Below are 21,078 nucleotides of genomic sequence, written 5' to 3' on the forward strand. Positions count from 1 at the left end.
GACGCCGATTATGCCTACCCCGGATGCGCTGCCGCCAACAGCTCTTTGGTGTACGGATGCTGCGGCGAGTCGAATACATCGTGGCTGGCACCGCTTTCCACCACTTTACCGTCCTTGATCACGATCATGTCGTGGGCCAGGGCGCGTATCACCGCCAGGTCGTGACTGATGAACAGGTAGGTCAGGCCGTATTTTTCCTGAAGCTGACGGAGCAGGGCGACCACTTGTTTTTGCACCGTGCGATCCAGCGCCGAGGTCGGTTCGTCGAGCAGGATCAGCGCTGGTTTCAGTACCAGTGCGCGGGCAATGGCGATGCGTTGGCGTTGGCCGCCGGAGAACTCGTGCGGGTAGCGATGACGGCTCTGCGGGTCGAGGCCGACTTCTTCCAGCACCCGGATCACCTGGGCTTCACATTCATCCGGGGTGGACTGGCTGTGAACCTCAAGGCCTTCACTGATGATCTGCGCCACGGACATTCGCGGGCTGAGACTGCCGAAGGGGTCCTGGAACACCACCTGCATCTTCTTGCGCCACGGTCGCAGCTGCTTTTGCGTCAAGCCATCCAGGGCCTCGCCCTGAAAGCGAATGCTGCCTTGCGAATCGAGCAAGCGCAGGATCGCCTGACCAAGTGTGGACTTGCCCGAACCGGACTCGCCGACGATGCCCAGCGTCTTGCCACGCTGAATATTCAGGCTGATGCCGTCCACCGCGCGCAGATAAGTTTTACGCTGGAACAGGCCGCCACCGATGGCGAAATGCACCTGCAAATTATCCACTTCCAGCACTTTTTCACGCTCGTCCCGGGGCAGGGCTTCACCTTCCGGTTCGGCGTGCAGTAATACGCAGCTATAAGGATGTTTCGGCTCGGTGAACAGTGTCTCGCAAGGCGCCTGTTCGACGATTTCCCCGGCCTTCATCACGCATACCCGCTGGGCGATGCTGCGCACCAGATTGAGGTCGTGGCTGATCAACAGCAGCGACATGCCGAGCCGCTGTTGCAGGGATTTGAGCAGCAGCAGGATCTTGCGTTGCACCGTCACATCCAGCGCGGTGGTCGGCTCGTCGGCGATCAGCAATTCCGGTTCGCAGGCCAGGGCCATGGCGATCATCACCCGTTGTCGCTGGCCGCCAGAGAGTTGATGGGGATAAGCCTTGAGCCGTTCTTCGGGCTTCTGGATGCCTACCAGTTGCAGCAACTCGAGAATCCTTGCTTGCGCCGCTTTGCCGCCCAACCCTCGGTGCAGCAGCAGGGTTTCGCCGATCTGCTTTTCAACGCTGTGCAGCGGATTGAGGGAGGTCATCGGCTCCTGGAAGATCATCGCGATCCGGTTGCCGCGCAGCTCGCGCAAGGTCTTGACGTCGGTGCCGATCAATTCCTGGCCGCGATAGCGAATGCTGCCGGTGGTTTCAGTGCCGGTCTCGGGCAGCAGTTGCAGGATCGAGTGGGCGGTCACCGACTTGCCGGAACCCGATTCGCCGACTAGCGCCAGGCATTCGCCGGGGCGGATGTCCAGGCACAGGTTGCGCACCACTGTCTGGCCGCTGAAGGCCACGTTGAGGTCACGGATTTCGATCAGGTTGTCAGTCATATCACCAGTCCGTGTCATGGTTGTCGATCAAGAGCGTGGATCAAAGGCATCACGTAATGCCTCGCCGATGAACACCAGTAGAGAAAGAATCAGCGCCAGGGTGAAAAATGCCGTCAGCCCCAGCCACGGTGCTTGCAGGTTCTGCTTGCCCTGACCGATCAATTCGCCCAGGGACGCACTGCCAGCCGGCATGCCGAAGCCGAGAAAATCCAGCGCCGTGAGGGTGGAAATCGCCCCGGTCAAAATGAACGGCAAATAGCTCAGGGTGGCGTTCATCGCGTTGGGCAGAATGTGCCGCACGATCACCTTGCGGTCGGTCAGGCCCAGCGCACGGGCGGCCTTGACGTATTCGAGGTTGCGCCCGCGCAGGAACTCGGCGCGCACCACGTCCACCAGGGCCAGCCAGGAAAACAGCGCCATGATCCCCAGCAGCCACCAGAAATTCGGCTCGACGAAGCCCGACAGAATGATCAGCAGGTACAGCACCGGCAGCCCCGACCAGACTTCCAGCAAGCGCTGGCCGAGCAGGTCAACCCAACCGCCGTAGTAGCCTTGCAGCGCACCGGCGGCGATGCCGATCAACGCACTGATGAAGGTCAGCGCCAGCGCGAACAGAATCGACACCCGTGCCCCGAAAATCACCCGGGCCAGCACGTCCCGGGCCTGATCGTCAGTGCCCAGCCAGTTGACCTTCGACGGCGGGCTCGGCGCCGGTTGGTTGAGGTCGTAATTGGGCGTGTCGTCGCTGAACGGGATCGGAGGAAACAACATCCAGCCGCCGTCCTTATGAATCAGCTTCTGCACGTAATCGCTGCGGTAATCGGCCTGGAACGGCAGTTGCCCACCAAACTCCTGTTCTGTGTGGCGCTTGAACGCCGGGAAGTACAACGAGCCCTGATAACTGACCATCAGTGGTTTGTCGTTGGCGATCAATTCGCCGCCCAGAGTCAGCAGGAACAGGCCGATAAACAACCACAGCGACCACCAGCCCCGGCGGTTTTTCTTGAAGCGGTCGAAACGGCGACGGCCCAGCGGCGAGAGCTTGAACATCAGGCGTTCCTCGCGGCGAAGTCGATACGCGGGTCGACCAGGGTGTAGCAAAGGTCGCCGATGAGTTTTATCAGCAGGCCGAACAAGGTGAAGATGAACAGCGAACCGAATACCACCGGATAGTCCCGTGAAACCGCGGCTTCGTAACTCATGCGACCCAGGCCATCGAGGGAGAAAATCACTTCGATCAGCAGTGAGCCGGCAAAAAATACGCTGATGAAGGCCTGCGGAATTCCTGACACCACCAGCAGCATGGCGTTGCGAAACACATGACCGTAAAGCACCCGGCGTTCGCTCAAGCCCTTGGCTCGGGCGGTGACCACGTATTGGCGAGTGATTTCATTGAGGAAGGAGTTCTTGGTGAGGATGGTCAGGGTGGCGAAACCGCCAACCACCAGCGCTGTCACTGGTAGCACCAGGTGCCAGAAGTAATCGGTGATTTTGCCCAGGGTCGACAGCGACTCGAAATTGTCCGAGACCAGGCCGCGCACCGGGAACCAGTTCAATGAGGTGCCGCCGGCGAACACCACGATCAGGAACATCGCGAACAGGAAGGCCGGCATGGCGTAACCGATGATGATCGCGGTGCTGCTCCAGATATCGAAATGGCTGCCATGATGCACGGCCTTGCGAATGCCCAGGGGAATCGACACCAGATAAGTGATCAACGTGGCCCAGAGCCCGAGAGAAATGGTCACCGGCATTTTTTCCAGGATCAGGTCGGTGACCGTGGCACCACGGAAAAAGCTCTTGCCGAAGTCGAGGCGGGCGTAGCTCTTGAGCATCAGCCACAGGCGTTCCGGGGCCGGCTTATCGAAGCCGTATTGCTTTTCAATCTCCTTGATCAGCTGCGGGTCGAGCCCACGGCTGGCCCGTGAACTGCCATGCATGGTTTCGCTGGAACCGCCACCGACACTCGCACCGCCAATGCCCTGCAACTGCGCGATGGCCTGTTCCACCGGGCCACCGGGTGCGGCCTGGACGATGACGAAATTGACCAGAAGAATGATCACCAGTGTCGGAATGATCAGCAGCAAACGCCGCAGTATGTAAGCCCACATCAGCGCGGCCCTCCGGGTTGGCCGCGTTTGATCAGTTCGGCGGTCATCTGTTCGTTAGTCAGGGGCGTGGTGCTCACTTCCCACCAACTCTCGATGGCTGCGTCATTGCTCGCCTGTACAGAGGGAATGCCGAAGCGGTTCCACCACACGGTCGAGCTGCCTGGCGGGTAATAATTGGGAATCCAATAGAAGTTCCATTGCAGGACGCGGTCCAGAGCATGGGCGTAGCGCAGCATGTCAGCCTGGGTGGTGGCGCGAACCAGACCGTTGACCAGCGTATCGACCGCCGGGTTCTTCAGCACCATATAGTTGTTGGAACCGGGATCGTTGGCCGCCGCCGAGCCGAAATAGTTGTACAGCTCGTTGCCCGGCGAGGTGGTGACCGGGTAGCCGGTGACGATCATGTCGTAGTCCCGGGACATCAGGCGGTTGACGTACTGGGACGCGTCGATGCGCCGAATATTCAGGTCGATGCCGATTTGTTTCAGGGTGCGTTTATAAGGCAACAGCAGTCGGTCCATGCCGTTCTGGCTGACCAGGAAAGTGAAGCTCAGTGGTTGACCTTGGGCGTTGACCAATTGATCGCCATCGGGTTTCCACCCGGCTTGTTCGAGCAAACCCAGTGCTTGCAACTGTTTGTCGCGAATCACGCCGCTGCCGTCGGTTTTCGGCGCTTCGAAGACCTGGGTGAAGACTTCGTCGGGGATCTGCCCGCGCAGGGGTTCCAGAATCGCCCGTTCGCCTGCGTCAGGCAGTTCTCGGGCAGCGAGGTCGGTGTTGGAAAAGTAGCTCTGCTGGCGGATGTACATCTCGCGCATCATCTGCCGGTTGCTCCACTCGAAATCCCAGAGCATGGCCAGGGCCTGACGCACGCGACGGTCCTGGAACATCGGGTTTTGCAGGTTGAACACAAAACCCTGGGCCGATTGCGGTGCCTCTTTGGCCAAGTGAGCCTTTTGCAGGCGACCGTCGCTCAGGGCCGGGCTTTCGTAGAGGATGGAGTAGGCGGTGGCGGAGAATTCGCGGTTGTAGTCGTAGGCGCCACCTCGCAGAACCTGACGGGCAACGTCGGTATCGCCGAAGTACTCGATGCTGAAATGATCGAAGTTGTAGAGGCCACGGCTGACCGGTAAATCCTTGCCCCACCAGTCGGCGTTACGCTCGAAGGTGATGCTGCGCCCGGAGTCGACCTTGCTCACGCGATACGGCCCGCTGCCCAGCGGCGGCTCGTAACCACCGCCGTTGGCAAAGTCGCGGGTTTTCCACCAGTGCTCGGGAAATACCGGCAAGGTCGCGAGGTCCAGGGGCAGGGTACGGTTTTCGTTGCTCTTGAAGTCGAACCGAACGGTGAGTGGTGACTCCACTTCGACGCCTTTGACGTCGGCGAATTGCGTGCGATAGCGCAGGCTGCCCTGAGTCATCAGCAGGTTGAAGGTGTAGCGCACGTCTTCGGCGGTGATCGGCTTGCCGTCGGCGAAACGGGCCTTCGGATTCAGGTAGAAATGCAGGGACAGTCCGTCGTCGGAACGCTCCATCCGTTGGGCGACCAGGCCGTAAACGGTATAGGGCTCGTCCAGCGAACGCTGGGCCAGGGGCGAGTAGATCAAGCCGTCGATTTGCGTGACACCCGTGCCCTTGTCGATGTACGGCAGCATATGGTCGAAATGACCGATTTCCATCGCCGAGCGACGCATCGTGCCGCCCTTGGGCGCTTGCGGGTTGGTGTAGGCGAAATGGCTGAAACCAGCGGGATACTTCGCCGGTTCACCGTACACGGTCAACGCATGTTGCGGTGCAGCGTTCACACCAGCGGCACTTAATAGCAGCGCCACGGCAGTGAACAACAAAGTGGGGAAAGCCAGTCGCATTGTCAGCCTTAGAGCCGGGTGGTGGATAACCACAATTTGTACGCTAGCGGCGCGTCCCTCGCCAGCCGTATCACGTAACGAAAACACAACGGCCCGCCTAAAGGCGGGCCGTTATGTAGCAAACTCAAATCGCTGATCAGTCCTGACGACTGGTCACTTCCAGCAGGTGGTAACCGAACTGGGTCTTGACCGGGCCTTGCACCACGTTGATCGGCGCGCTGAAGACCACGGTGTCGAATTCCTTGACCATCTGGCCCGGGCCGAACGAACCCAGGTCACCGCCCTGGCGGCTGGAAGGGCAGGAGGAGTTGGCTTTGGCGACTTCGGCGAAGTCGGCACCGGCCTCGATCTGGGCCTTGAGTTCGTTGCACTTTTCTTCGCTGGAAACCAGGATGTGACGGGCAGTGGCTTTGGCCATGGGAAAATACTCCATTCAATGTTCAATAAAATGCGGAGCCTACCGGATTCAGTGGGCTATTTCTTCCCCAAAGTTCCGTCTCTTTCATGCAGCGTTTTAAAGGCCGGCATTTCGCAAGCGTTCGGCATGTTGCACATACAGGGCAATCGGGTCGATACCCTGGCGGACTAGACCGGTTGTCTGGCCGAGGCTATCCAGATGATCCAGCGAATAATCCGAACGGATCACTTTGCCCAGATGGGAACTGAATCGACCGACCATGCCGTCATTGTGCTCGGCTTCGGTGGTGAAATAGTGGGAGAAGGCCCGCAGAAACCCGTGCAGCGGATTGAGTGCATGGAGTCCCTCATCGAGGATGGCTCCCTGCAAAGTGCCGCTCCAGGAATAGTAGCGCACGCCATTGACCTGATCGCGACCCTTGCCGCCCCAGGTTTTTGGCAACCCTTGCGGGTACTTGTCGTTAAAGGCGCCGACGCCTTCGGTGGTCAGTGCATTGAGCGCGGCAATGGCATTTTGCGGCAGATGCCGGTTGCCACTGAGCAATGACAGGAAATCGGCGAACAGCGTGGCCACCGCTCCGGCAACGTGTTCCGGCAGGCGTCCGGGGATCAGCGCCTTACGCAGGAAGTCGGCCAGTTCCGAGCCATGATTCGGCCCGCTGACCGATGTCACCGAGGCGACCACCTCGGGTGCCAGCGCTCCTGCATACCGTGCCGCAAGCGCCCCCTGACTGTGACCGATCAGATTGACTTTGCTTGCACCGGTTCCCAGCAGTACCCGATCGATCTGCGCCAACAGTTGCTCGCCGCGGGTTTCATTGCTGTGGGTAGCCGACAGATGCGGGATGAAGACCCTGGCGCCGGCGCTTCTGAGGGCCAGTTTGACGTCATGGAACAATTCCAGGTTGCCGATGCGATCGAAGCCGAAGAGCCCGTGGACCAGCAGGATCGGATAGTGAGTGGTTGCATTCCGTAGCATGTAGATTCCTTTTTCGCAGTAGGTCAGGTGTGTGTTCAAGGGGGCACTCTAAAGCACACCAGCTGCTCGGCGATGTATGAAAAAGCCGCTGTAACCCGATGAAAGCGGAATAGAAATAGTACGAAAGTTCGGATGAACATGAGGTCTTGGTCGGAATATCTGGACATCTTTTTAACGATGGTTGAACGCTTTCTCGCAATGACCTACTTGTGAAACGTCATTTTTCCGTGCAAGCCGACGCCTTTGCCCTGCATCACGAATCAGCACCGTGGGGTTCAATAGGCTTCGTTCGATGCCGACTTTCAAGGCGGCATTTATTCCAAGGATTGGAGCGTATGAATGACTATTTATGAAGCGGCAAACCTGAATGTTGTAGAGCAATACATGGCGGCACCACGGCTGGACCAGGCGAAAAACGCCATATTGGATCCATCCGAAAGAAAGGCCATTGTCACTGTTGCGCCTTATCAGGCCATGGCCTGCGGAGACAAGCTGGTCTTGTCCTGGTCAGGTATCGATGCAGAGGGTGTGGCGTATCGGCATGAAGTGTCGCGGTTCGTCAGCGAAGCCCAGGTGGACAGGGTGATTGTCTTTGCTGTGTCGGACGTACACATCGCCGCACTGGACGGCGGGTCGCTCGAGGTTTACTACACGCTGTACAGTGCGCTCCATTGTGAGCCTTTGGAGTCCGGGCGTTTACAGTTGAGCGTCGGTGATGTCAGGCCGGATCTGCTGCCTGTGATTGTGAACGATGCGGTGGGTGGCACACTTGATCCCGACAGGGTCGCCGAGGGCGCCCGCGTTACGATCAGGCCGTATCCCCGGATGGCGGCTGGAGATCGGGTCTTGCTGTCCTGGGCCGGCGGTACGCCACAATCAAGCTTCAATGACACATTGAAAATCGAATCCTTTGCAGTGGGTGGCGAACTGTCGTTCTGGGTAAGTCCCGAGTCTATTGCTCCCAACCTTGGTGCAACCATTACGATCAGCTATTGCGTCGAGAAAGAAGGCCAAGCGCCTCGCTTCTCGGAGCCTGCACAGTTGTTGATCGGCCCTCTGGAGCGAGGACCGCTATTGCCTCCCTCTGTGCTGGAGGCCGATGAGGGTTGGCTGGATCTGCAAGATGCGATCGATGGTGTCACCGTCGTGATCGACAATGCCCAGGCAGAAGAGGGTGAGCTGGTTTATCTGAAATGTGACGGGGAGCATTTCAATCATCGCGATGATCGTGAGATCTCAAGGGAAATGGCCGGTCAACCGCTGGTATTTATCGTTCCCTACAGGTTTTGGCGCGAACATCGGGATTTGACGGTCCGGGTAGCCTATTCGGTCGAACGTCTCGACGATGTGAGCCAACAGTCCGAAGTCACGTTGGTGCAAGTGCAGTCGTAACCGGTTTAAGGCAACCGCCTTCCAGTTTTCGCTTGGAGAACTGGAAGGCGGGCACCGGTCACTTCGGCTGTTGGGTGCAGCGCTGAGCACGAAGTTGCCCGGCTGCCTGCTGCAACAACCGCTCTGTCCCGATCCAGCCGAGGCAGCCATCCGTTACCGATACCCCGTAACGCAGCGACGGACTCAGCGCTTGGCAACCTTCGAACAGATGGCTTTCGATCATCATGCCAATCAACGATCGATCACCCTGCAGGCGCTGTTCAAGCACGTCGTTGAACACCGCTGGCTGACGCAATGGGTCTTTACCGCTGTTGGCGTGGCTGCAATCCACCATGATCCGCGCCGGAATCTTGAGCCGGGTCAAATCGCTGTGCACTTGAGCGATGCTGTCACGGTCGTAGTTCGGCCCACGATGGCCGCCACGCAATACCAGATGGGTATCGGCGTTGCCTGGTGTCTGGATAATCGCAGGATGCCCCTGGCTATCGACACCGAAATGGCGATGCGGATGGGCGGCCGAGCGCATGGCATCGCTGGCGACAGCCACACCGCCATCGGTGCCATTCTTGAACCCAACCGGCATGCTCAGGCCGCTGGCCATCTCCCGGTGGATCTGTGATTCGGTAGTACGGGCGCCAATCGCGACCCAGCTCAGCAGGTCGTCGAAGTAGCCGGCGGCCATCGGTTGCAGCAGCTCGGTGGCAACGGGTAAGCCCAGCTGGAGCATTTCGCGCATCAATTCGCGGGACAGCGTCAAACCGCCCGCCATGTCGTCGCTACCATCCAGATGCGGGTCGTAGGCCAGGCCTTTCCAGCCGACCGTGGTGCGGGGCTTTTCGACATAGGCGCGCATTACCAGCAACATCTCATCGCTGACTTCAGCGGCCAGCCGGGCCAGGTTGGCAGCGTATTCGAGGGCTGAACGGGGATCGTGTATCGAGCAGGGGCCGACGATGACCAGCAGACGGGAGTCTTCACCGTTGAGGATCGCGCGAACCGCCTGACGGTGGTCGGCGACTTGCCGGGTCAGGGCATTGCTGAGGGGTAATTGTTGTTTGAGCTGCAATGAGCTGGGCAGACGCAAGGTCAGCGCTTCATTGGCAGGGTTCAAGGTGGACAGCGGCAGAGCAGAGACGGACGAGTTCATATTCGGGCTTCCTGGGCTGGCGGCGGGTTCGTTCCCGCGCGCTCGGCCCTATTGGGGTGTTCGACAATTAGCCGGATTGGCTGCGTGTGTGTGCTTGCCACCTGTGGGTGACCGATCGGAGGCGGCAGGCTGTCCCGAGCGGAGGCTGGTAAATCGCCAGGCGGTAAAACTGTCGTAACGGTAATAAGTGGCGTAGTTCATGTCGTGAATCCTCAAATTGTCTGGTGTGACGCTAAAAATGTTCAGGGCTGAAAAAACAAAACCCCCGGTCGGGAGGCCGACCGGGGGTTGAGAATTCTCTGGTGGCGACCCGTTTAAAGTGGGCGCCGTGTGGGTATCAGGCGCGCCAGTGGCTAAACCAATACCCAAAATAAAAGCTGACCGAAGCACAAACGTCATTCGCCCGGGCAGCCGCAACCGAGCGCGCGGCGCTGGCGGTACGAAGCTGTGAGAGGGCGTTGAGCATGGTCTGTCTCCGATGAATGCGCAGAGCTTACTAGAGGCCGGTACGCGGATTCAATCAGAAAATGCTATCGACGATCATGGGGCTTTTCTATCGCTTGAGTACGTCGGGGGTTGTGACACACTTTGCGCTGCGCCCAACAACCACAACGTCACAAGGACGAACCATGACGACACTGACCATCGCCGCCGCTCAATCAATCGCCATTGCCGGTGATCTTGCTGCCAATATTGCCGGGCATCAGCGCTTCATGCAGGTTGCCGCGCAACAGGGCGTGCAATTGCTGGTGTTTCCTGAGTTGTCGCTGACCGGCTATGAGCGTGGTCTGGCAGCGGAGCTGGCCATAGCGCCAGACGCCGGGGTGCTGCAACCGCTGCGCGATTTTGCGCGGGAAGTCGGTGTGACGAGTGTCGTCGGGATGCCGATTCGTCTGTCGGGCGATTCGCCGGTATTGATCGGAGCTCTGGTATTGGGCGCTGATGGTTCGCTTGGGGTTTACAGCAAACAGCATCTGCACCCGGGCGAGGAGGTGGCGTTTGCTCCGGGAACGGGCGGTTCGACATTAAAGATCGGTACCGACACCGTCGCGCTGGCGGTCTGCGCCGATTTTTCTCACGCCAGTCACGCGGCAGCCGCGGCACGGCAGGGTGCTGATCTTTATGCCGCGGGCGTGTTAATCACAGAAAACGGCTACGCTCCGGATACCGCACTATTGCAAGGCTATGCTTGCACTCACTCGATGGCGGTTCTGATGGCCAATCATGGTGGCGCAACGGGTGGCTGGGAGTCGGCAGGGCGCAGTGCAATCTGGGCGGCGGACGGGACGTTGATTGTGGCGGCGCCGGGTACGGGGAACCTTATGGTCGTTGCTCGCCGCAATGCTGACGGCTGGAAAGGGCAAATCGTGGCTGTGGCGGAGGCTTGAATGGGTTTCGAATTGCGTCCGGCAACCCCGCGGGACCTGGACTTTGCCCGTGACCTGACTTGTCGAAATATGCTTCGCTACTACATTCAACATGAGCTGTTGTGGCTGGACGAGGCCTTCGATGTCGCCTGGGAGGGACGCGAAAACTGGTTGATCGTGCGTGATGACACGCTGATGGGTTATGTCAGCCTGAGCCGTGACGCCAGAGCCTTGTATATCCGCGAATTGCATGTGTCAGCAGCGTACCAGGGGCAGGGCGCCGGTTCCTGGGCGATCGATCAGGTATTCGCCATGGCATGCAAGGAACGACGCCCGGCATTGCGTCTGACTGTTTTTGAAAATAACCCGGCAAAAATACTTTACGAGAGAAAGGGCTTGAAGGTGGTCGGCAAGGACCAGTGTTTCCTGAGAATGCAGCGTGATATCAATGGACTGCACCGCTGAAACACAATGGCGGCAAGCCTCGCAAGAAGATTTGACACTTTTTATATGCTGCTTGCCGCTAGGTCTGCCAGTTGCTTTTTGCTAAGGTGTCCGACAACCCAATAAGACCAATTCGCGAGGTGTCTGCTTGATTAGGGTGCTAGTAGTCGATGACCATGATCTCGTTCGTACAGGCATTACACGAATGCTGGCTGACATCGATGGCCTGCAAGTAGTCGGTCAGGCCGAGTCAGGGGAGGAATCCCTGCTCAAAGCGCGTGAGTTGAAACCCGATGTGGTGCTGATGGACGTCAAGATGCCCGGGATCGGCGGTCTTGAAGCCACGCGCAAATTATTGCGCAGTCATCCCGACATCAAGGTCGTCGCGGTCACCGTGTGCGAAGAAGATCCGTTTCCTACCCGGTTGTTACAGGCCGGTGCCGCAGGTTATCTGACCAAGGGCGCCGGATTGCCGGAAATGGTCCAGGCTATTCGCCTGGTGTTTGCCGGGCAGCGCTATATCAGCCCGCAGATTGCCCAGCAACTGGCGATCAAGTCGTTCCAGCCAACCAATGATTCGCCCTTCGACGCCTTGTCGGAGCGGGAAATCCAGATTGCGTTGATGATTGTCGGCTGTCAGAAGGTGCAGATCATTTCCGACAAACTGTGCCTGTCGCCCAAAACAGTGAATACCTACCGTTACCGTATTTTCGAGAAGCTTTCGATCAGCAGCGATGTCGAATTGACGCTGCTGGCGGTTCGTCACGGCATGGTTGATGCCAGCCTCTGAAAATGACTGAAATCTTCGATCCAAGTGCTTTTCTGTCGACGGTCAGTGGTCGGCCGGGCGTCTATCGCATGTTCGACAGTGATGCGCGCCTGCTCTATGTCGGCAAAGCGAAAAATCTCAAGAAGCGTTTGGCGAGCTACTTCCGCAAAGCCGGTCTTGCTCCCAAGACCGCCGCGCTGGTAGGCCGTATCGCCCAGGTCGAAACCACCATCACGGCCAACGAAACCGAGGCCTTGCTGCTTGAGCAGACGCTCATCAAGGAATGGCGTCCGCCGTACAACATCCTGCTGCGCGACGACAAATCCTACCCTTATGTCTTTCTCTCGGATGGCCAGTTCCCACGCTTGAGCATTCATCGCGGGGCGAAAAAGGCCAAGGGCAAATATTTCGGCCCTTATCCTAGCGCCGGGGCGATTCGCGAAAGCCTGAGCCTGCTGCAAAAGGCGTTTTTCGTTCGTCAGTGTGAAGACAGCTTTTACAAGAACCGCGCTCGACCTTGTCTGCAGTACCAGATCAAACGTTGCAAGGCGCCGTGTGTGGGGCTGGTGGAGCCCGAGGTGTATGCCGAAGATGTACGCCATTCGGTGATGTTTCTTGAAGGGCGCAGCAACGCTCTGGCGGACGAGTTGTCTGCGGCTATGGAGGAGGCGGCGGTCAACCTCGAATTCGAGCGCGCCGCCGAGCTGCGTGACCAGATCTCGTTGCTGCGTCGGGTCCAGGACCAGCAAAGCATGGAAGGCGGGACAGGCGATGTCGATGTGATTGCGGCGTTCGTCAACCCAGGTGGCGCCTGCGTACACTTGATCAGCGTGCGCGGTGGTCGGGTGTTGGGGAGCAAGAACTTCTTTCCGCAGGTGGGTATCGAGGAAGACGTTTCTGAAGTCATGGCAGCGTTTCTTGGCCAATACTTCATCAGCAGTCCTGAACGGGACTTGCCGAGCGAGCTGATCGTCAACGTGGTTCACGAAGACTTTCCGACCCTGATCGCAGCCATCGAAGAGTTGCGCGGTCGTGAATTGACCATCAGCCATCGAGTACGCGGCACCCGGGCGCGCTGGCAGCAATTGGCGGTCACCAATGCCGAGCAAGCGCTAGGCGCACGTTTGGCTAACCGGCAACACGTTGCGGCCCGTTTCGATGCCTTGGCCGAAGTGCTGAAACTGGACGAGCCACCGCAACGTCTTGAGTGCTACGACATCAGCCATTCCAGCGGCGAGGCCACTGTGGCGTCCTGCGTGGTGTTCGGCCCGGAAGGCCCGATCAAGTCCGACTACCGCCGCTACAACATCGAAGGCGTTACCCCGGGCGATGACTATGCCGCGATGCACCAGGCCTTGACCCGGCGCTTCAGTAAATTGAAGGAAGGCGAGGGCAAGTTGCCGGACATCTTGCTGGTCGACGGTGGTAAGGGTCAGCTATCCATGGCCCGTGACGTGCTTAACGAACTGGCTGTGCCCGACCTGATTTTGCTGGGTGTGGCCAAGGGCGCGACGCGCAAGGCCGGTTTTGAAACCCTGTACCTCAACGACGCGGCCCATGAATTCACCTTGCGCGGCGACTCCCCCGCGCTGCATTTGATCCAGCAGATACGCGACGAAGCGCACCGTTTCGCCATTACCGGGCACCGCGCACGTCGTGGCAAAACTCGCCGCACGTCTACACTTGAGGGCGTTGCCGGTGTCGGACCGACACGTCGGCGCGATTTGTTAAAACATTTTGGTGGATTGCAGGAGCTGTCTCGTGCCAGCATCGAAGAGATCGCCAAAGCACCCGGAATCAGCAAAAAGCTCGCAGAGTTGATTTATGCAAATCTGCACAGCGAGTAGAATGCCCAACTCACCTCGTAGCCAGTTGTGCCGATGAATATCCCTAATCTGATTACCGTTCTACGCGTCCTGCTCATCCCGATCTTCATTTTGCTGTTTTACTTGCCTTACCACTGGAGCTATCTGGCGTCTGCCTCGGTCTTCGCCTTTGCCGCCGCGACCGACTGGCTCGACGGGTATCTTGCCCGTCGTCTGGAACAAAGCACTCCTTTCGGGGCCTTCCTCGATCCTGTTGCAGACAAGCTGATGGTCGCCGTTGCACTGGTTCTGCTGGTGCAAGAGCATGGCAACCTGTGGCTCACGCTGCCGGCCGCCGTTATCATCGGTCGCGAAATTGTTGTCTCGGCACTGCGCGAGTGGATGGCCGAACTCGGTGCCCGCGCCCATGTAGCGGTGTCGAACCTGGGCAAATGGAAAACCGCCGCGCAGATGCTGGCGCTGGTGATCCTGCTGGCCAATCCTTCGGACTTCAGCTTCTGGGTTCTGATGGGGTATGCCTTGTTGCTGGTGTCCGCTGGCCTGACGTTGTGGTCCATGGTCCAATACTTGCGGGCTGCCTGGCCGCATCTGAAGACGGATGTGGAAAAGAAATAAACTTTTTTTGAATCAAGGGGTTGACGGGGGATGTGGATTCTATAGAATGCGCCTCACCAAGACGCGGGAATAGCTCAGTTGGTAGAGCACGACCTTGCCAAGGTCGGGGTCGCGAGTTCGAGTCTCGTTTCCCGCTCCAAGCATTAAAAAATGGATCTCTGAAAAGAGGTCCATTTTTTTTCGTCCAAAGAAAAGTTTTTCATAGGTTCTTTCCGCGACATCCTCTGAAAACATTCAAATCCAGGCCCAATGGATACATTTTTCAGTACATCAATCTGGTGCTTGGCAGATCGTTTTTTTGCAGTAAGCCCCACTGAAAAGCGTGCAAATCTCCTCAAACCGTACGAGGCTGAGATTGGAGGATGACGCTCGTCGATACCCTCGGTGCAAGCTTATCGTGATCGTCGCTTTCCAGCCTCCTGGCTGAGGCATCGAGCCCGTTCCAACCCCTTCGTATAACGCTTGCTTCTACTTATTCATAACCTGGGCTGTTTGCTCCCAAACCCGGCTGCGCCTAGGTTAGCGCCTAGCCGAGCTTCAAGCTTTGCGTAAAAGAACAACAACAAGAGAAGCGAAAAATGCCTGTGATAACCATCGGTATGGTGGGAATCGGCCAGCTTGGCCTTCCTATCGCAACCAACCTGCTTGCGGCCGGATTTCGCGTTGTCGGTTACCGACGTCGAGATCGTGAAGCCTTCATCCGTCAGGGTGGCATCGCGCTCGAAAGCCCTGTCGCCGTAGCGGCGCAATCAAACTTCATCCTCACTTGCCTGCCCAGCGAAGTGGCCCACATGGGAATCATGGAGGGGCCTGATGGCCTGCTTCAGTCCATAGGTCCGCAGCATACGCTCATCGAGATTGGCACCTATCACAAAGCCTTCAAGCAACGAATGGCTCAGCGTATCGAACAACGTGGTGCGCGGGTGTTGGAAGCGGAGGTCAGTGGTACTCCATCCATGGTTTCCCTGCGCAAGGCTTCCTTGTTTCTGGGTGGTGATCCTGACTTGGTGGAGCACTGCAAGCCGGTGCTCGATGCGATCGCCGACATCCAGTTCCACATCGGTGGGTTTGGGTGCGCAGTCGCGATGAAATTGATCGCCAACTATCTCGTGACTATCCACACCTTGGCCGCAGCCGAGGCGTTGAACCTTGGCGTGAAAGCAGGGTTCAGCGCGCAGCAGGTGGTTGAAGTAATACGCCAAAGCGCCGGTGGCTCAACGATGTTCAGCGCAAGAGCACCGATGATGGCTGATCGTCATTTTCTGCCGGCACCAGGACCTTTCGCCACGCTGGAAAAGTACATCGATATGGCCAGTGAGCTGTCCGAGGAGCTCGGTAGCGCCGCGCCTTTATTCAATGCCGCCAAGCCTTACTTTCAACGGGCTATCGAAGAAGGCATCGGTGAAGAAGACATCTCGGCAGTGATCAAGTTGATCGAGGCCGACTCTCAGGCTGATTCCCAGAAACATTCCAAAAAAGAGAAAACAACATGCTGATCGAACAACGCACTTATCAACTCAAGCCTGGCACCCTGCACGAATTCCTGCGTGCTTACGAGGAGGAGGGGCTGCCACTTCAGGGCGAGGCGCTGGGCAACCTGATCGGTTATTTCAAGCCGGAAACGGGGGACATCAATCGGGTCATTCAGTTGTGGGGATACTCCAGCTATGAGGACCGTGCCCAACGCCGCGCGGCGCTGTCCAGCGACCCAAGGTGGCGCGCGTTCCTCGGCAAGAACGGCCATCTGGTGGTTGCCCAGCAGGTGGAACTGCTGAGCGCCGCAGCCTTTTCCCCTATCCGTTAAAAGGAGCATCCAAGATGATTCGTTCTCTACAACATGTAGGCGTGACCGTTCCAGATCTGGAAGTGGGTCGTTCCTTCTACGAAGCTGTCGGGCTCGAAGCCCGCATGGCAGGTGAGCATTTGGTGTTGCGTTGCAAAGGGCGCGCCCAGGATCAAGTGCGGCTGATGCCAGGTACTACAAAGCAACTCAGCTACATCTCGTTTGGTACCGATGCTGAGGGGTTGCAGACTATTCGCGAAAATCTGAGCTACCACGGTGTGGTCATCCATCCGGCACCGTTTGATATCGGGCAAGAAGGGCTGTGGTTTCGTGATCCATCCGGCGATTGGGTTCACGTCACCGACGCCGACTCCATGCCGTTAGCTCCTTTGCCGACGCCAGAGTCGAACACCCCGGGCCGTTACCGCCGCATCGGTCAGCGCGGGTGCACACCGTCCTCGAAGTTGCGTCGAGTGACACCGTTGCGCTTGGGTCACTTGATCAAATTTACCCCCGATGTGGATCGTTCGATTGATTTCTATACCCGGGTGCTAGGGATGAAAGTCTCTGATCGCGCGGGGGACAAGATAGCCTTTCTGCGGTGTGGCTGTGGCGGTGATCACCATGTACTGGGCCTGGCCAAGAGCAGTCATAGCGGCCTGCACCATCTCAGTTTTGAGGTGATGGGTATTGATGAGATCGAATTGGGCGCTCAACACCTGATGAGCCTGGGCTATGAAAGCGCATTTGGCCTGGGCCGGCATGTGGCCGGCTCCAACTACTTTCATTACATCCGCGACCCTTGGGACAGCATGGTCGAATACTTCTGGGACATCGATGTCATTCCTGAAGATGACAGCGAATGGCTGGCTATCGACGGGGCACCACCAGACCTGATCGCCGTGTGGGCAACCAATCCACCTCCTGAGTCGTTCATTCAGAACTTCGAGGCGGCGCGTGATGAGTGACAGCTCTGCGACCAAGGAACTGCTGGCAGGGATGTTGAACAAGCCGCTGTTCGTGGTCATGCGTACGCCACGGGATCTGACCCGCGTACCAGAGCTGCTGGACGCCCACTTGAAGTGGGCGATTCTGGCGCAGCAACGCGGCGAGTTGTTTGCTTCCGGACCCTTTGTCTCGGATCAGACCTTTCCCGGTGAGCTGGGTGGCATGAGCATTCTGCGTGCGGCGGATCAAGCCGAAGCGCTGCGCATCGTCCAGTCAGATCCCTTTATTGCCCACGGTGTTTATGACGTAGAGGTACGCAAGTGGTTGCTCATGGAAGGCGGCCTCACGCTTCACGTCAGTTTTTCCAACCAACGCTTTTCGCTCCTGTGATGGTGGCCCCATGAAGTATCAGCTTTTCACCTATCGGACGGATGTCCAGTCAAACGCTACCGGCCTGCTGGTTGGCGATTACGCCTATGATCTTGGTCAGCTTGTGGCCAAGGCCGGCTTTGAGTTGCCGACAGCTTCCATCGATACATTGCTCGAGAGCTGGGAGACGTCCAATCCGCAGCTGCAAAAGCTTGCAGTGGCAGTGTTTGAAGCGCCAGCGTTCTATGAGTCGCAGCGGCTTGATCTTGCCACTTTGCACTTTGCTCCGTTTCTGGAACGTCCAGGCACGATCTATTGCGCGGGAGCAAACTATCGTGACCATGTCGAAGCCATGGCCCGCGCGTTCAACATGAAACTGTCGCTGGATCCGCGCAGCGAGGGCATTGCCCCATGGCATTTCATCAAGCCCGGCCGCGGCAGTCTGTTAGCACACAAGCAAGCGGTGGACATTCCCGAAGGTGTCCGCATGCTCGATTGGGAAGCCGAGTTGGCGGTGGTGATCGGCAAGAGAGCGTCGCGCGTCTCCATTGAAGAGGCACTCGACTATGTGGCGGGTTACACCTGCGCCAATGACCTGTCCGCGCGTGATCGACTGCGTCGCGAGCAAGTCGATCCGAGCTCGCCGTTTCGCTTTGACTGGATTGGCCACAAATGCTTCACGGGTTCTTGCCCATTGGGCCCGTACCTGACGCCGGCACAATTTGTGAAAGACCCCGAGAACTTGAATATCAAGCTGTCGAGGAACGGTGCGTGGGTACAGGATTCCAATACCCGCAACCATATGTACGGCGTTGCAGAGCAGATTTCCTATCTGAGCCAGACCATCGACCTGTTTCCCGGCGATGTCCTGTTGACGGGAACCCCGGCGGGCGTGGGCATGGAAAGCCATACGTTCCTGGACCGCGGTGATGTTTTGAAAGTCTGCATCGAAGGGCTCGGCGAGCTGGAAACCACTATTCGCTAATACCGTGCTGACGGCCGGGCAATCAGTGCTCGGTCGTTGAATAACTCAACTGTTTGCAGCGTCATGACAAATGACGGTGTGCATCGCTGCACCTGAAATTTGCCTGCCGTTGTTAAGTAGCGCTAACGCTGAAAGTTTCAAAAAAACTCTCTTCCGTCATACAAAAATAATAATGGTACATGAGATGAGCACACTAAGATCACATACCCGGTACGCGTCAAATGCCTGCATCAGTGCTCTGTGCATGGGTCTTCTTTGCGTTCCGCTTGCCCAGGCAACAGAGGGCGGCGGCAGTTCATACCCACTAGGTGTGAATACGGTCGGCGCGGGAAAGATGCCACCCCCAGGCTTTACCGAGTTCTTCTACTTGTCCGACTACAGTGCGAACAAAACGCTGGACGGCGAGGGCGATAAAAAACAAGGTATTCACAACTTTGACCTTAACGTCCAGGCACTGTCGATACGCGTGGATTACGTCTATCAGGACTTCTCGATACTGGGTGCCAAGCTGGCCAGTCGCCTTGCCTTGCCCTTGATCAAGGGTGACATCAGTTTTGATGTCGATACTCCTCGTGGTCGCGTTCATCGCAGCGACCATCAAGAAGGTGTCGGCGATCTGACGGTGGTTCCATTTGTATTGGGTTGGAGCTCTCCACGGTACCACCAGTTACTCGGTCTGGATGTGTTTGTGCCCATTGGGTCCTATGACAAGGACCGCCTGTTCAACCCGGGTCGAAACACATGGGCTTATGGGCCCTGGTATTCATTTACCGCCTATCCGCTTGAGAATCTGGAAGTCAGCGCCAAGCTCATCTACATGATCAATGGCGAGAACTCCGAAACCAACTATCGCTCCGGCCGTGAGTTCAACGCCGACTACAACATCGGCTACAACATCACCCGCGAATGGCAGGTAGGCGTGAACGGCTACCTGTACAAGCAGGTCAGCGATGATGAGAAAAATGGCCAGACCTACCTGGATGGTAACCGTGGTCAGGTCGCCGCGATCGGCCCCGCGATCAAATACCAGACCCCGGCAATCGGGTTTGTCATGAAATGGCAGCACGAGACGAAGGTCGAGAACCGAGCCGAAGGTGATCGTATCTGGCTGCAGGCCGTTTACCGATTCTGAACGTCACCTCCTCCAAGGGAAGCCATAAACAATATGGCGCCCCTTGAATGAACATCACTGTCCAATAATTAGAACCAGGTGAAATCATGACTGGAATATCCAAGTGGCACGTACTGATCGGTGGATTCATCGCCTACCTCTTTGATGCAATGGAGATCATCCTGCTCACGCTCGCTTTGCCCGTTATCCGCCAGGACCTGGGTTTCAGCCTCCATGAGGTGGGTGCGCTGGCTAGCGCTACATTGCTGGGTATTGGGGTGAGCGGCGTTGCCACAGGTTGGTACTCCGACAACTTCGGCCGGCGCAAGGCATTGATCGCATCGCTGGCGATCTTCGGTGCACTGACCTGTGTCTTTGCATTCGCTCATGATCTCTACGTAATGGCGGGCCTGAGGTTTGTCTCTGGTCTTGGGCTTGGCGGGGTATGGACGATCCTCTCGGCTTATATCGTTGAAACGTGGCCGCCCAAGCAACGCGCCAGAGCCATATCCTTCGTGATCAGTGCCTTCCCGATTGGCGCCATCGCGGCTGCCCTGGCGGCGAAGTTCATGCTGCCGGAATGGCGTTTGATGTTTTTCGTGTCCGGCGCCGCGGTGATATTGCCGATCATTTATGTGTATTTTCTGATTCCGGAATCGCCGGCCTGGAAGGCTCAGCGCGATACTCAGGGCACTGCTGCGCAGCGGATATCGGTCAGGGAGATTTTTTCGCCTGAGCTACTTCGTTACACCCTGCTGGGGTCTCTTGCTGCCAGCTTTGCATTGCTTGGCTCCTGGGGCGTCAGCACGTGGCTGCCCACCTACCTGATACAGGACCGTGGTTTGACTGTGGCGTCGATGACCAGCTTTATGGCGGTACTCCATCTCGGGAATTTCTTTGGCCTGAACGTATTCGGTTTCATCGCCGACCGCATTGGCAAGCGGCTTACGATTGTCATATCGCTGTTGCTGACATCCATGATGGCGCTGGTCTATGTCTATACCACCCAGACCCAATCGCTGATCTGGATCGGGGCGGGGTACGCATTTTTCATGGTGTTCGCAGGGTTGTTCGGTTCTTACTTCAGCGAGATGTACCCGATCCGGGTGCGAACGCTGGGGGCGGGCTTCTGTTTCAACATGGGCCGAGGGTTGGCGGCTTTTGCCCCCGTGCTGCTCAGTGGCATTGCCAGCTTTTATAGCCTGGCAGCGGGATTGATCGTCTGCGCCGGCTTCTACGTCATCTCCGCAGTGTTCGTGATCTCCATGCCAAGGAATAAAACAGTGGGCGAGATGAGTACTCAGGCCACCGCTTCAGACATAGCCAAGGAGGCCATCGGTTGACCTGACTCGTGGGTG

General features: G+C 57.7%; 19 protein-coding genes, 1 tRNA gene and 1 pseudogene. 14 read left to right on the forward strand and 7 right to left on the reverse strand.

The window, feature by feature from the left end:
* Positions 1-14: 14 nt before the first annotated feature.
* From ACQKPC_RS03985 to ACQKPC_RS04010, 6 genes are all read right to left on the reverse strand, one after another.
* Positions 15-1,589 carry an ABC transporter ATP-binding protein gene (locus ACQKPC_RS03985; protein ID WP_427623188.1) on the reverse strand — a complete coding sequence of 525 codons (1,575 nt, stop codon included), beginning with the start codon at positions 1,587-1,589 and terminating at the stop codon, positions 15-17.
* Between the two features lie 27 nt (positions 1,590-1,616).
* Positions 1,617-2,639, reverse strand: a complete 1,023-nt coding sequence (locus ACQKPC_RS03990; RefSeq protein WP_095055195.1) for an ABC transporter permease — start codon at positions 2,637-2,639, stop codon at positions 1,617-1,619.
* Positions 2,639-3,700, reverse strand: coding sequence for a microcin C ABC transporter permease YejB (locus tag ACQKPC_RS03995; protein WP_008066883.1), 1,062 nt, complete (start codon positions 3,698-3,700; stop codon positions 2,639-2,641). The genes ACQKPC_RS03990 and ACQKPC_RS03995 overlap by 1 nt, the downstream gene beginning before the upstream one ends.
* Positions 3,700-5,568, reverse strand: coding sequence for an extracellular solute-binding protein (locus ACQKPC_RS04000; RefSeq protein ID WP_427623189.1), 1,869 nt, complete (start codon positions 5,566-5,568; stop codon positions 3,700-3,702). Before ACQKPC_RS04000 ends, ACQKPC_RS03995 begins: the two co-directional genes overlap by 1 nt.
* Before the next feature lie 136 nt (positions 5,569-5,704).
* Positions 5,705-5,986 carry a peptidylprolyl isomerase gene (locus tag ACQKPC_RS04005; RefSeq protein WP_007898306.1) on the reverse strand — a complete coding sequence of 94 codons (282 nt, stop codon included), beginning with the start codon at positions 5,984-5,986 and terminating at the stop codon, positions 5,705-5,707.
* Between the two features lie 96 nt (positions 5,987-6,082).
* Positions 6,083-6,964: an esterase/lipase family protein gene (locus ACQKPC_RS04010; RefSeq protein WP_427623190.1), complete on the reverse strand. Its 882-nt coding sequence runs from the start codon at positions 6,962-6,964 to the stop codon at positions 6,083-6,085.
* A 339-nt stretch (positions 6,965-7,303) separates the two neighbouring features.
* On the opposite strand from ACQKPC_RS04010, the gene ACQKPC_RS04015 reads away from it, so the two are divergent.
* On the forward strand, positions 7,304-8,356 hold the full coding sequence (locus ACQKPC_RS04015; RefSeq protein ID WP_427623192.1) for a hypothetical protein: 1,053 nt from the start codon (positions 7,304-7,306) through the stop codon (positions 8,354-8,356).
* 58 nt (positions 8,357-8,414) lie between these two features.
* Here the strand turns inward: ACQKPC_RS04015 and ACQKPC_RS04020 are convergent, their stop codons facing one another.
* Positions 8,415-9,503 (reverse strand): 3-deoxy-7-phosphoheptulonate synthase, encoded by a 1,089-nt coding sequence (locus ACQKPC_RS04020; protein ID WP_427623193.1) that lies wholly within the window; start codon positions 9,501-9,503, stop codon positions 8,415-8,417.
* A 629-nt stretch (positions 9,504-10,132) separates the two neighbouring features.
* On the opposite strand from ACQKPC_RS04020, the gene ACQKPC_RS04025 reads away from it, so the two are divergent.
* From ACQKPC_RS04025 to ACQKPC_RS04085, 13 genes and pseudogenes are all read left to right on the forward strand, one after another.
* Entirely contained in the window at positions 10,133-10,891 is a 759-nt protein-coding gene (locus ACQKPC_RS04025; RefSeq protein WP_427623195.1) for a carbon-nitrogen hydrolase family protein, read from the forward strand.
* Positions 10,892-11,335, forward strand: a complete 444-nt coding sequence (locus ACQKPC_RS04030) for a GNAT family N-acetyltransferase (protein WP_427623196.1) — start codon at positions 10,892-10,894, stop codon at positions 11,333-11,335.
* Between the two features lie 127 nt (positions 11,336-11,462).
* Positions 11,463-12,104, forward strand: coding sequence for a response regulator transcription factor GacA (gacA, locus tag ACQKPC_RS04035; RefSeq protein ID WP_008015884.1), 642 nt, complete (start codon positions 11,463-11,465; stop codon positions 12,102-12,104).
* A 2-nt stretch (positions 12,105-12,106) separates the two neighbouring features.
* Positions 12,107-13,930 (forward strand): excinuclease ABC subunit UvrC, encoded by a 1,824-nt coding sequence (uvrC, locus tag ACQKPC_RS04040; RefSeq protein ID WP_038982984.1) that lies wholly within the window; start codon positions 12,107-12,109, stop codon positions 13,928-13,930.
* A 33-nt stretch (positions 13,931-13,963) separates the two neighbouring features.
* Positions 13,964-14,524, forward strand: coding sequence for a CDP-diacylglycerol--glycerol-3-phosphate 3-phosphatidyltransferase (pgsA, locus tag ACQKPC_RS04045; protein ID WP_008066866.1), 561 nt, complete (start codon positions 13,964-13,966; stop codon positions 14,522-14,524).
* Positions 14,525-14,587: 63 nt separating this feature from the next.
* Positions 14,588-14,663: transfer RNA gene (locus ACQKPC_RS04050), tRNA-Gly, on the forward strand.
* A gap of 430 nt (positions 14,664-15,093) precedes the next feature.
* Positions 15,094-16,020, forward strand: a pseudogene (locus ACQKPC_RS04055) (NAD(P)-dependent oxidoreductase); the annotation flags it as partial.
* Complete coding sequence (locus ACQKPC_RS04060) at positions 16,014-16,328, forward strand: NIPSNAP family protein (protein WP_427623198.1); 315 nt, start codon at positions 16,014-16,016, stop codon at positions 16,326-16,328. The pseudogene ACQKPC_RS04055 and the gene ACQKPC_RS04060, both read left to right, overlap by 7 nt.
* Before the next feature lie 14 nt (positions 16,329-16,342).
* Entirely contained in the window at positions 16,343-17,275 is a 933-nt protein-coding gene (locus tag ACQKPC_RS04065) for a VOC family protein (protein WP_427623199.1), read from the forward strand.
* On the forward strand, positions 17,268-17,645 hold the full coding sequence (locus tag ACQKPC_RS04070) for a YciI family protein (protein ID WP_427623200.1): 378 nt from the start codon (positions 17,268-17,270) through the stop codon (positions 17,643-17,645). Before ACQKPC_RS04065 ends, ACQKPC_RS04070 begins: the two co-directional genes overlap by 8 nt.
* Positions 17,646-17,655: 10 nt before the next feature.
* On the forward strand, positions 17,656-18,609 hold the full coding sequence (locus ACQKPC_RS04075; RefSeq protein ID WP_427623201.1) for a fumarylacetoacetate hydrolase family protein: 954 nt from the start codon (positions 17,656-17,658) through the stop codon (positions 18,607-18,609).
* Between the two features lie 184 nt (positions 18,610-18,793).
* Positions 18,794-19,741: a SphA family protein gene (locus ACQKPC_RS04080; protein ID WP_427623202.1), complete on the forward strand. Its 948-nt coding sequence runs from the start codon at positions 18,794-18,796 to the stop codon at positions 19,739-19,741.
* Between the two features lie 86 nt (positions 19,742-19,827).
* Complete coding sequence (locus ACQKPC_RS04085) at positions 19,828-21,063, forward strand: MFS transporter (RefSeq protein ID WP_427623204.1); 1,236 nt, start codon at positions 19,828-19,830, stop codon at positions 21,061-21,063.
* The last annotated feature ends 15 nt before the right edge of the window (positions 21,064-21,078 follow it).

The organism is Pseudomonas sp. NPDC089918 (assembly GCF_050280605.1).
In the GTDB taxonomy this organism is placed as follows: domain Bacteria; phylum Pseudomonadota; class Gammaproteobacteria; order Pseudomonadales; family Pseudomonadaceae; genus Aquipseudomonas.

Coding starts and splice junctions, on each gene's coding strand:
- ACQKPC_RS03985 (WP_427623188.1), bottom strand. CDS start 1,589: ATGACTGACAACCTGATCGAAATCCGTGACCTCAACGTGGCCTTCAGC.
- ACQKPC_RS03990 (WP_095055195.1), bottom strand. CDS start 2,639: ATGTTCAAGCTCTCGCCGCTGGGCCGTCGCCGTTTCGACCGCTTCAAG.
- ACQKPC_RS03995 (WP_008066883.1), bottom strand. CDS start 3,700: ATGTGGGCTTACATACTGCGGCGTTTGCTGCTGATCATTCCGACACTG.
- ACQKPC_RS04000 (WP_427623189.1), bottom strand. CDS start 5,568: ATGCGACTGGCTTTCCCCACTTTGTTGTTCACTGCCGTGGCGCTGCTA.
- ACQKPC_RS04005 (WP_007898306.1), bottom strand. CDS start 5,986: ATGGCCAAAGCCACTGCCCGTCACATCCTGGTTTCCAGCGAAGAAAAG.
- ACQKPC_RS04010 (WP_427623190.1), bottom strand. CDS start 6,964: ATGCTACGGAATGCAACCACTCACTATCCGATCCTGCTGGTCCACGGG.
- ACQKPC_RS04015 (WP_427623192.1), top strand. CDS start 7,304: ATGACTATTTATGAAGCGGCAAACCTGAATGTTGTAGAGCAATACATG.
- ACQKPC_RS04020 (WP_427623193.1), bottom strand. CDS start 9,503: ATGAACTCGTCCGTCTCTGCTCTGCCGCTGTCCACCTTGAACCCTGCC.
- ACQKPC_RS04025 (WP_427623195.1), top strand. CDS start 10,133: ATGACGACACTGACCATCGCCGCCGCTCAATCAATCGCCATTGCCGGT.
- ACQKPC_RS04030 (WP_427623196.1), top strand. CDS start 10,892: ATGGGTTTCGAATTGCGTCCGGCAACCCCGCGGGACCTGGACTTTGCC.
- uvrC (WP_038982984.1), top strand. CDS start 12,107: ATGACTGAAATCTTCGATCCAAGTGCTTTTCTGTCGACGGTCAGTGGT.
- pgsA (WP_008066866.1), top strand. CDS start 13,964: ATGAATATCCCTAATCTGATTACCGTTCTACGCGTCCTGCTCATCCCG.
- ACQKPC_RS04060 (WP_427623198.1), top strand. CDS start 16,014: ATGCTGATCGAACAACGCACTTATCAACTCAAGCCTGGCACCCTGCAC.
- ACQKPC_RS04065 (WP_427623199.1), top strand. CDS start 16,343: ATGATTCGTTCTCTACAACATGTAGGCGTGACCGTTCCAGATCTGGAA.
- ACQKPC_RS04070 (WP_427623200.1), top strand. CDS start 17,268: ATGAGTGACAGCTCTGCGACCAAGGAACTGCTGGCAGGGATGTTGAAC.
- ACQKPC_RS04075 (WP_427623201.1), top strand. CDS start 17,656: ATGAAGTATCAGCTTTTCACCTATCGGACGGATGTCCAGTCAAACGCT.
- ACQKPC_RS04080 (WP_427623202.1), top strand. CDS start 18,794: ATGAGCACACTAAGATCACATACCCGGTACGCGTCAAATGCCTGCATC.
- ACQKPC_RS04085 (WP_427623204.1), top strand. CDS start 19,828: ATGACTGGAATATCCAAGTGGCACGTACTGATCGGTGGATTCATCGCC.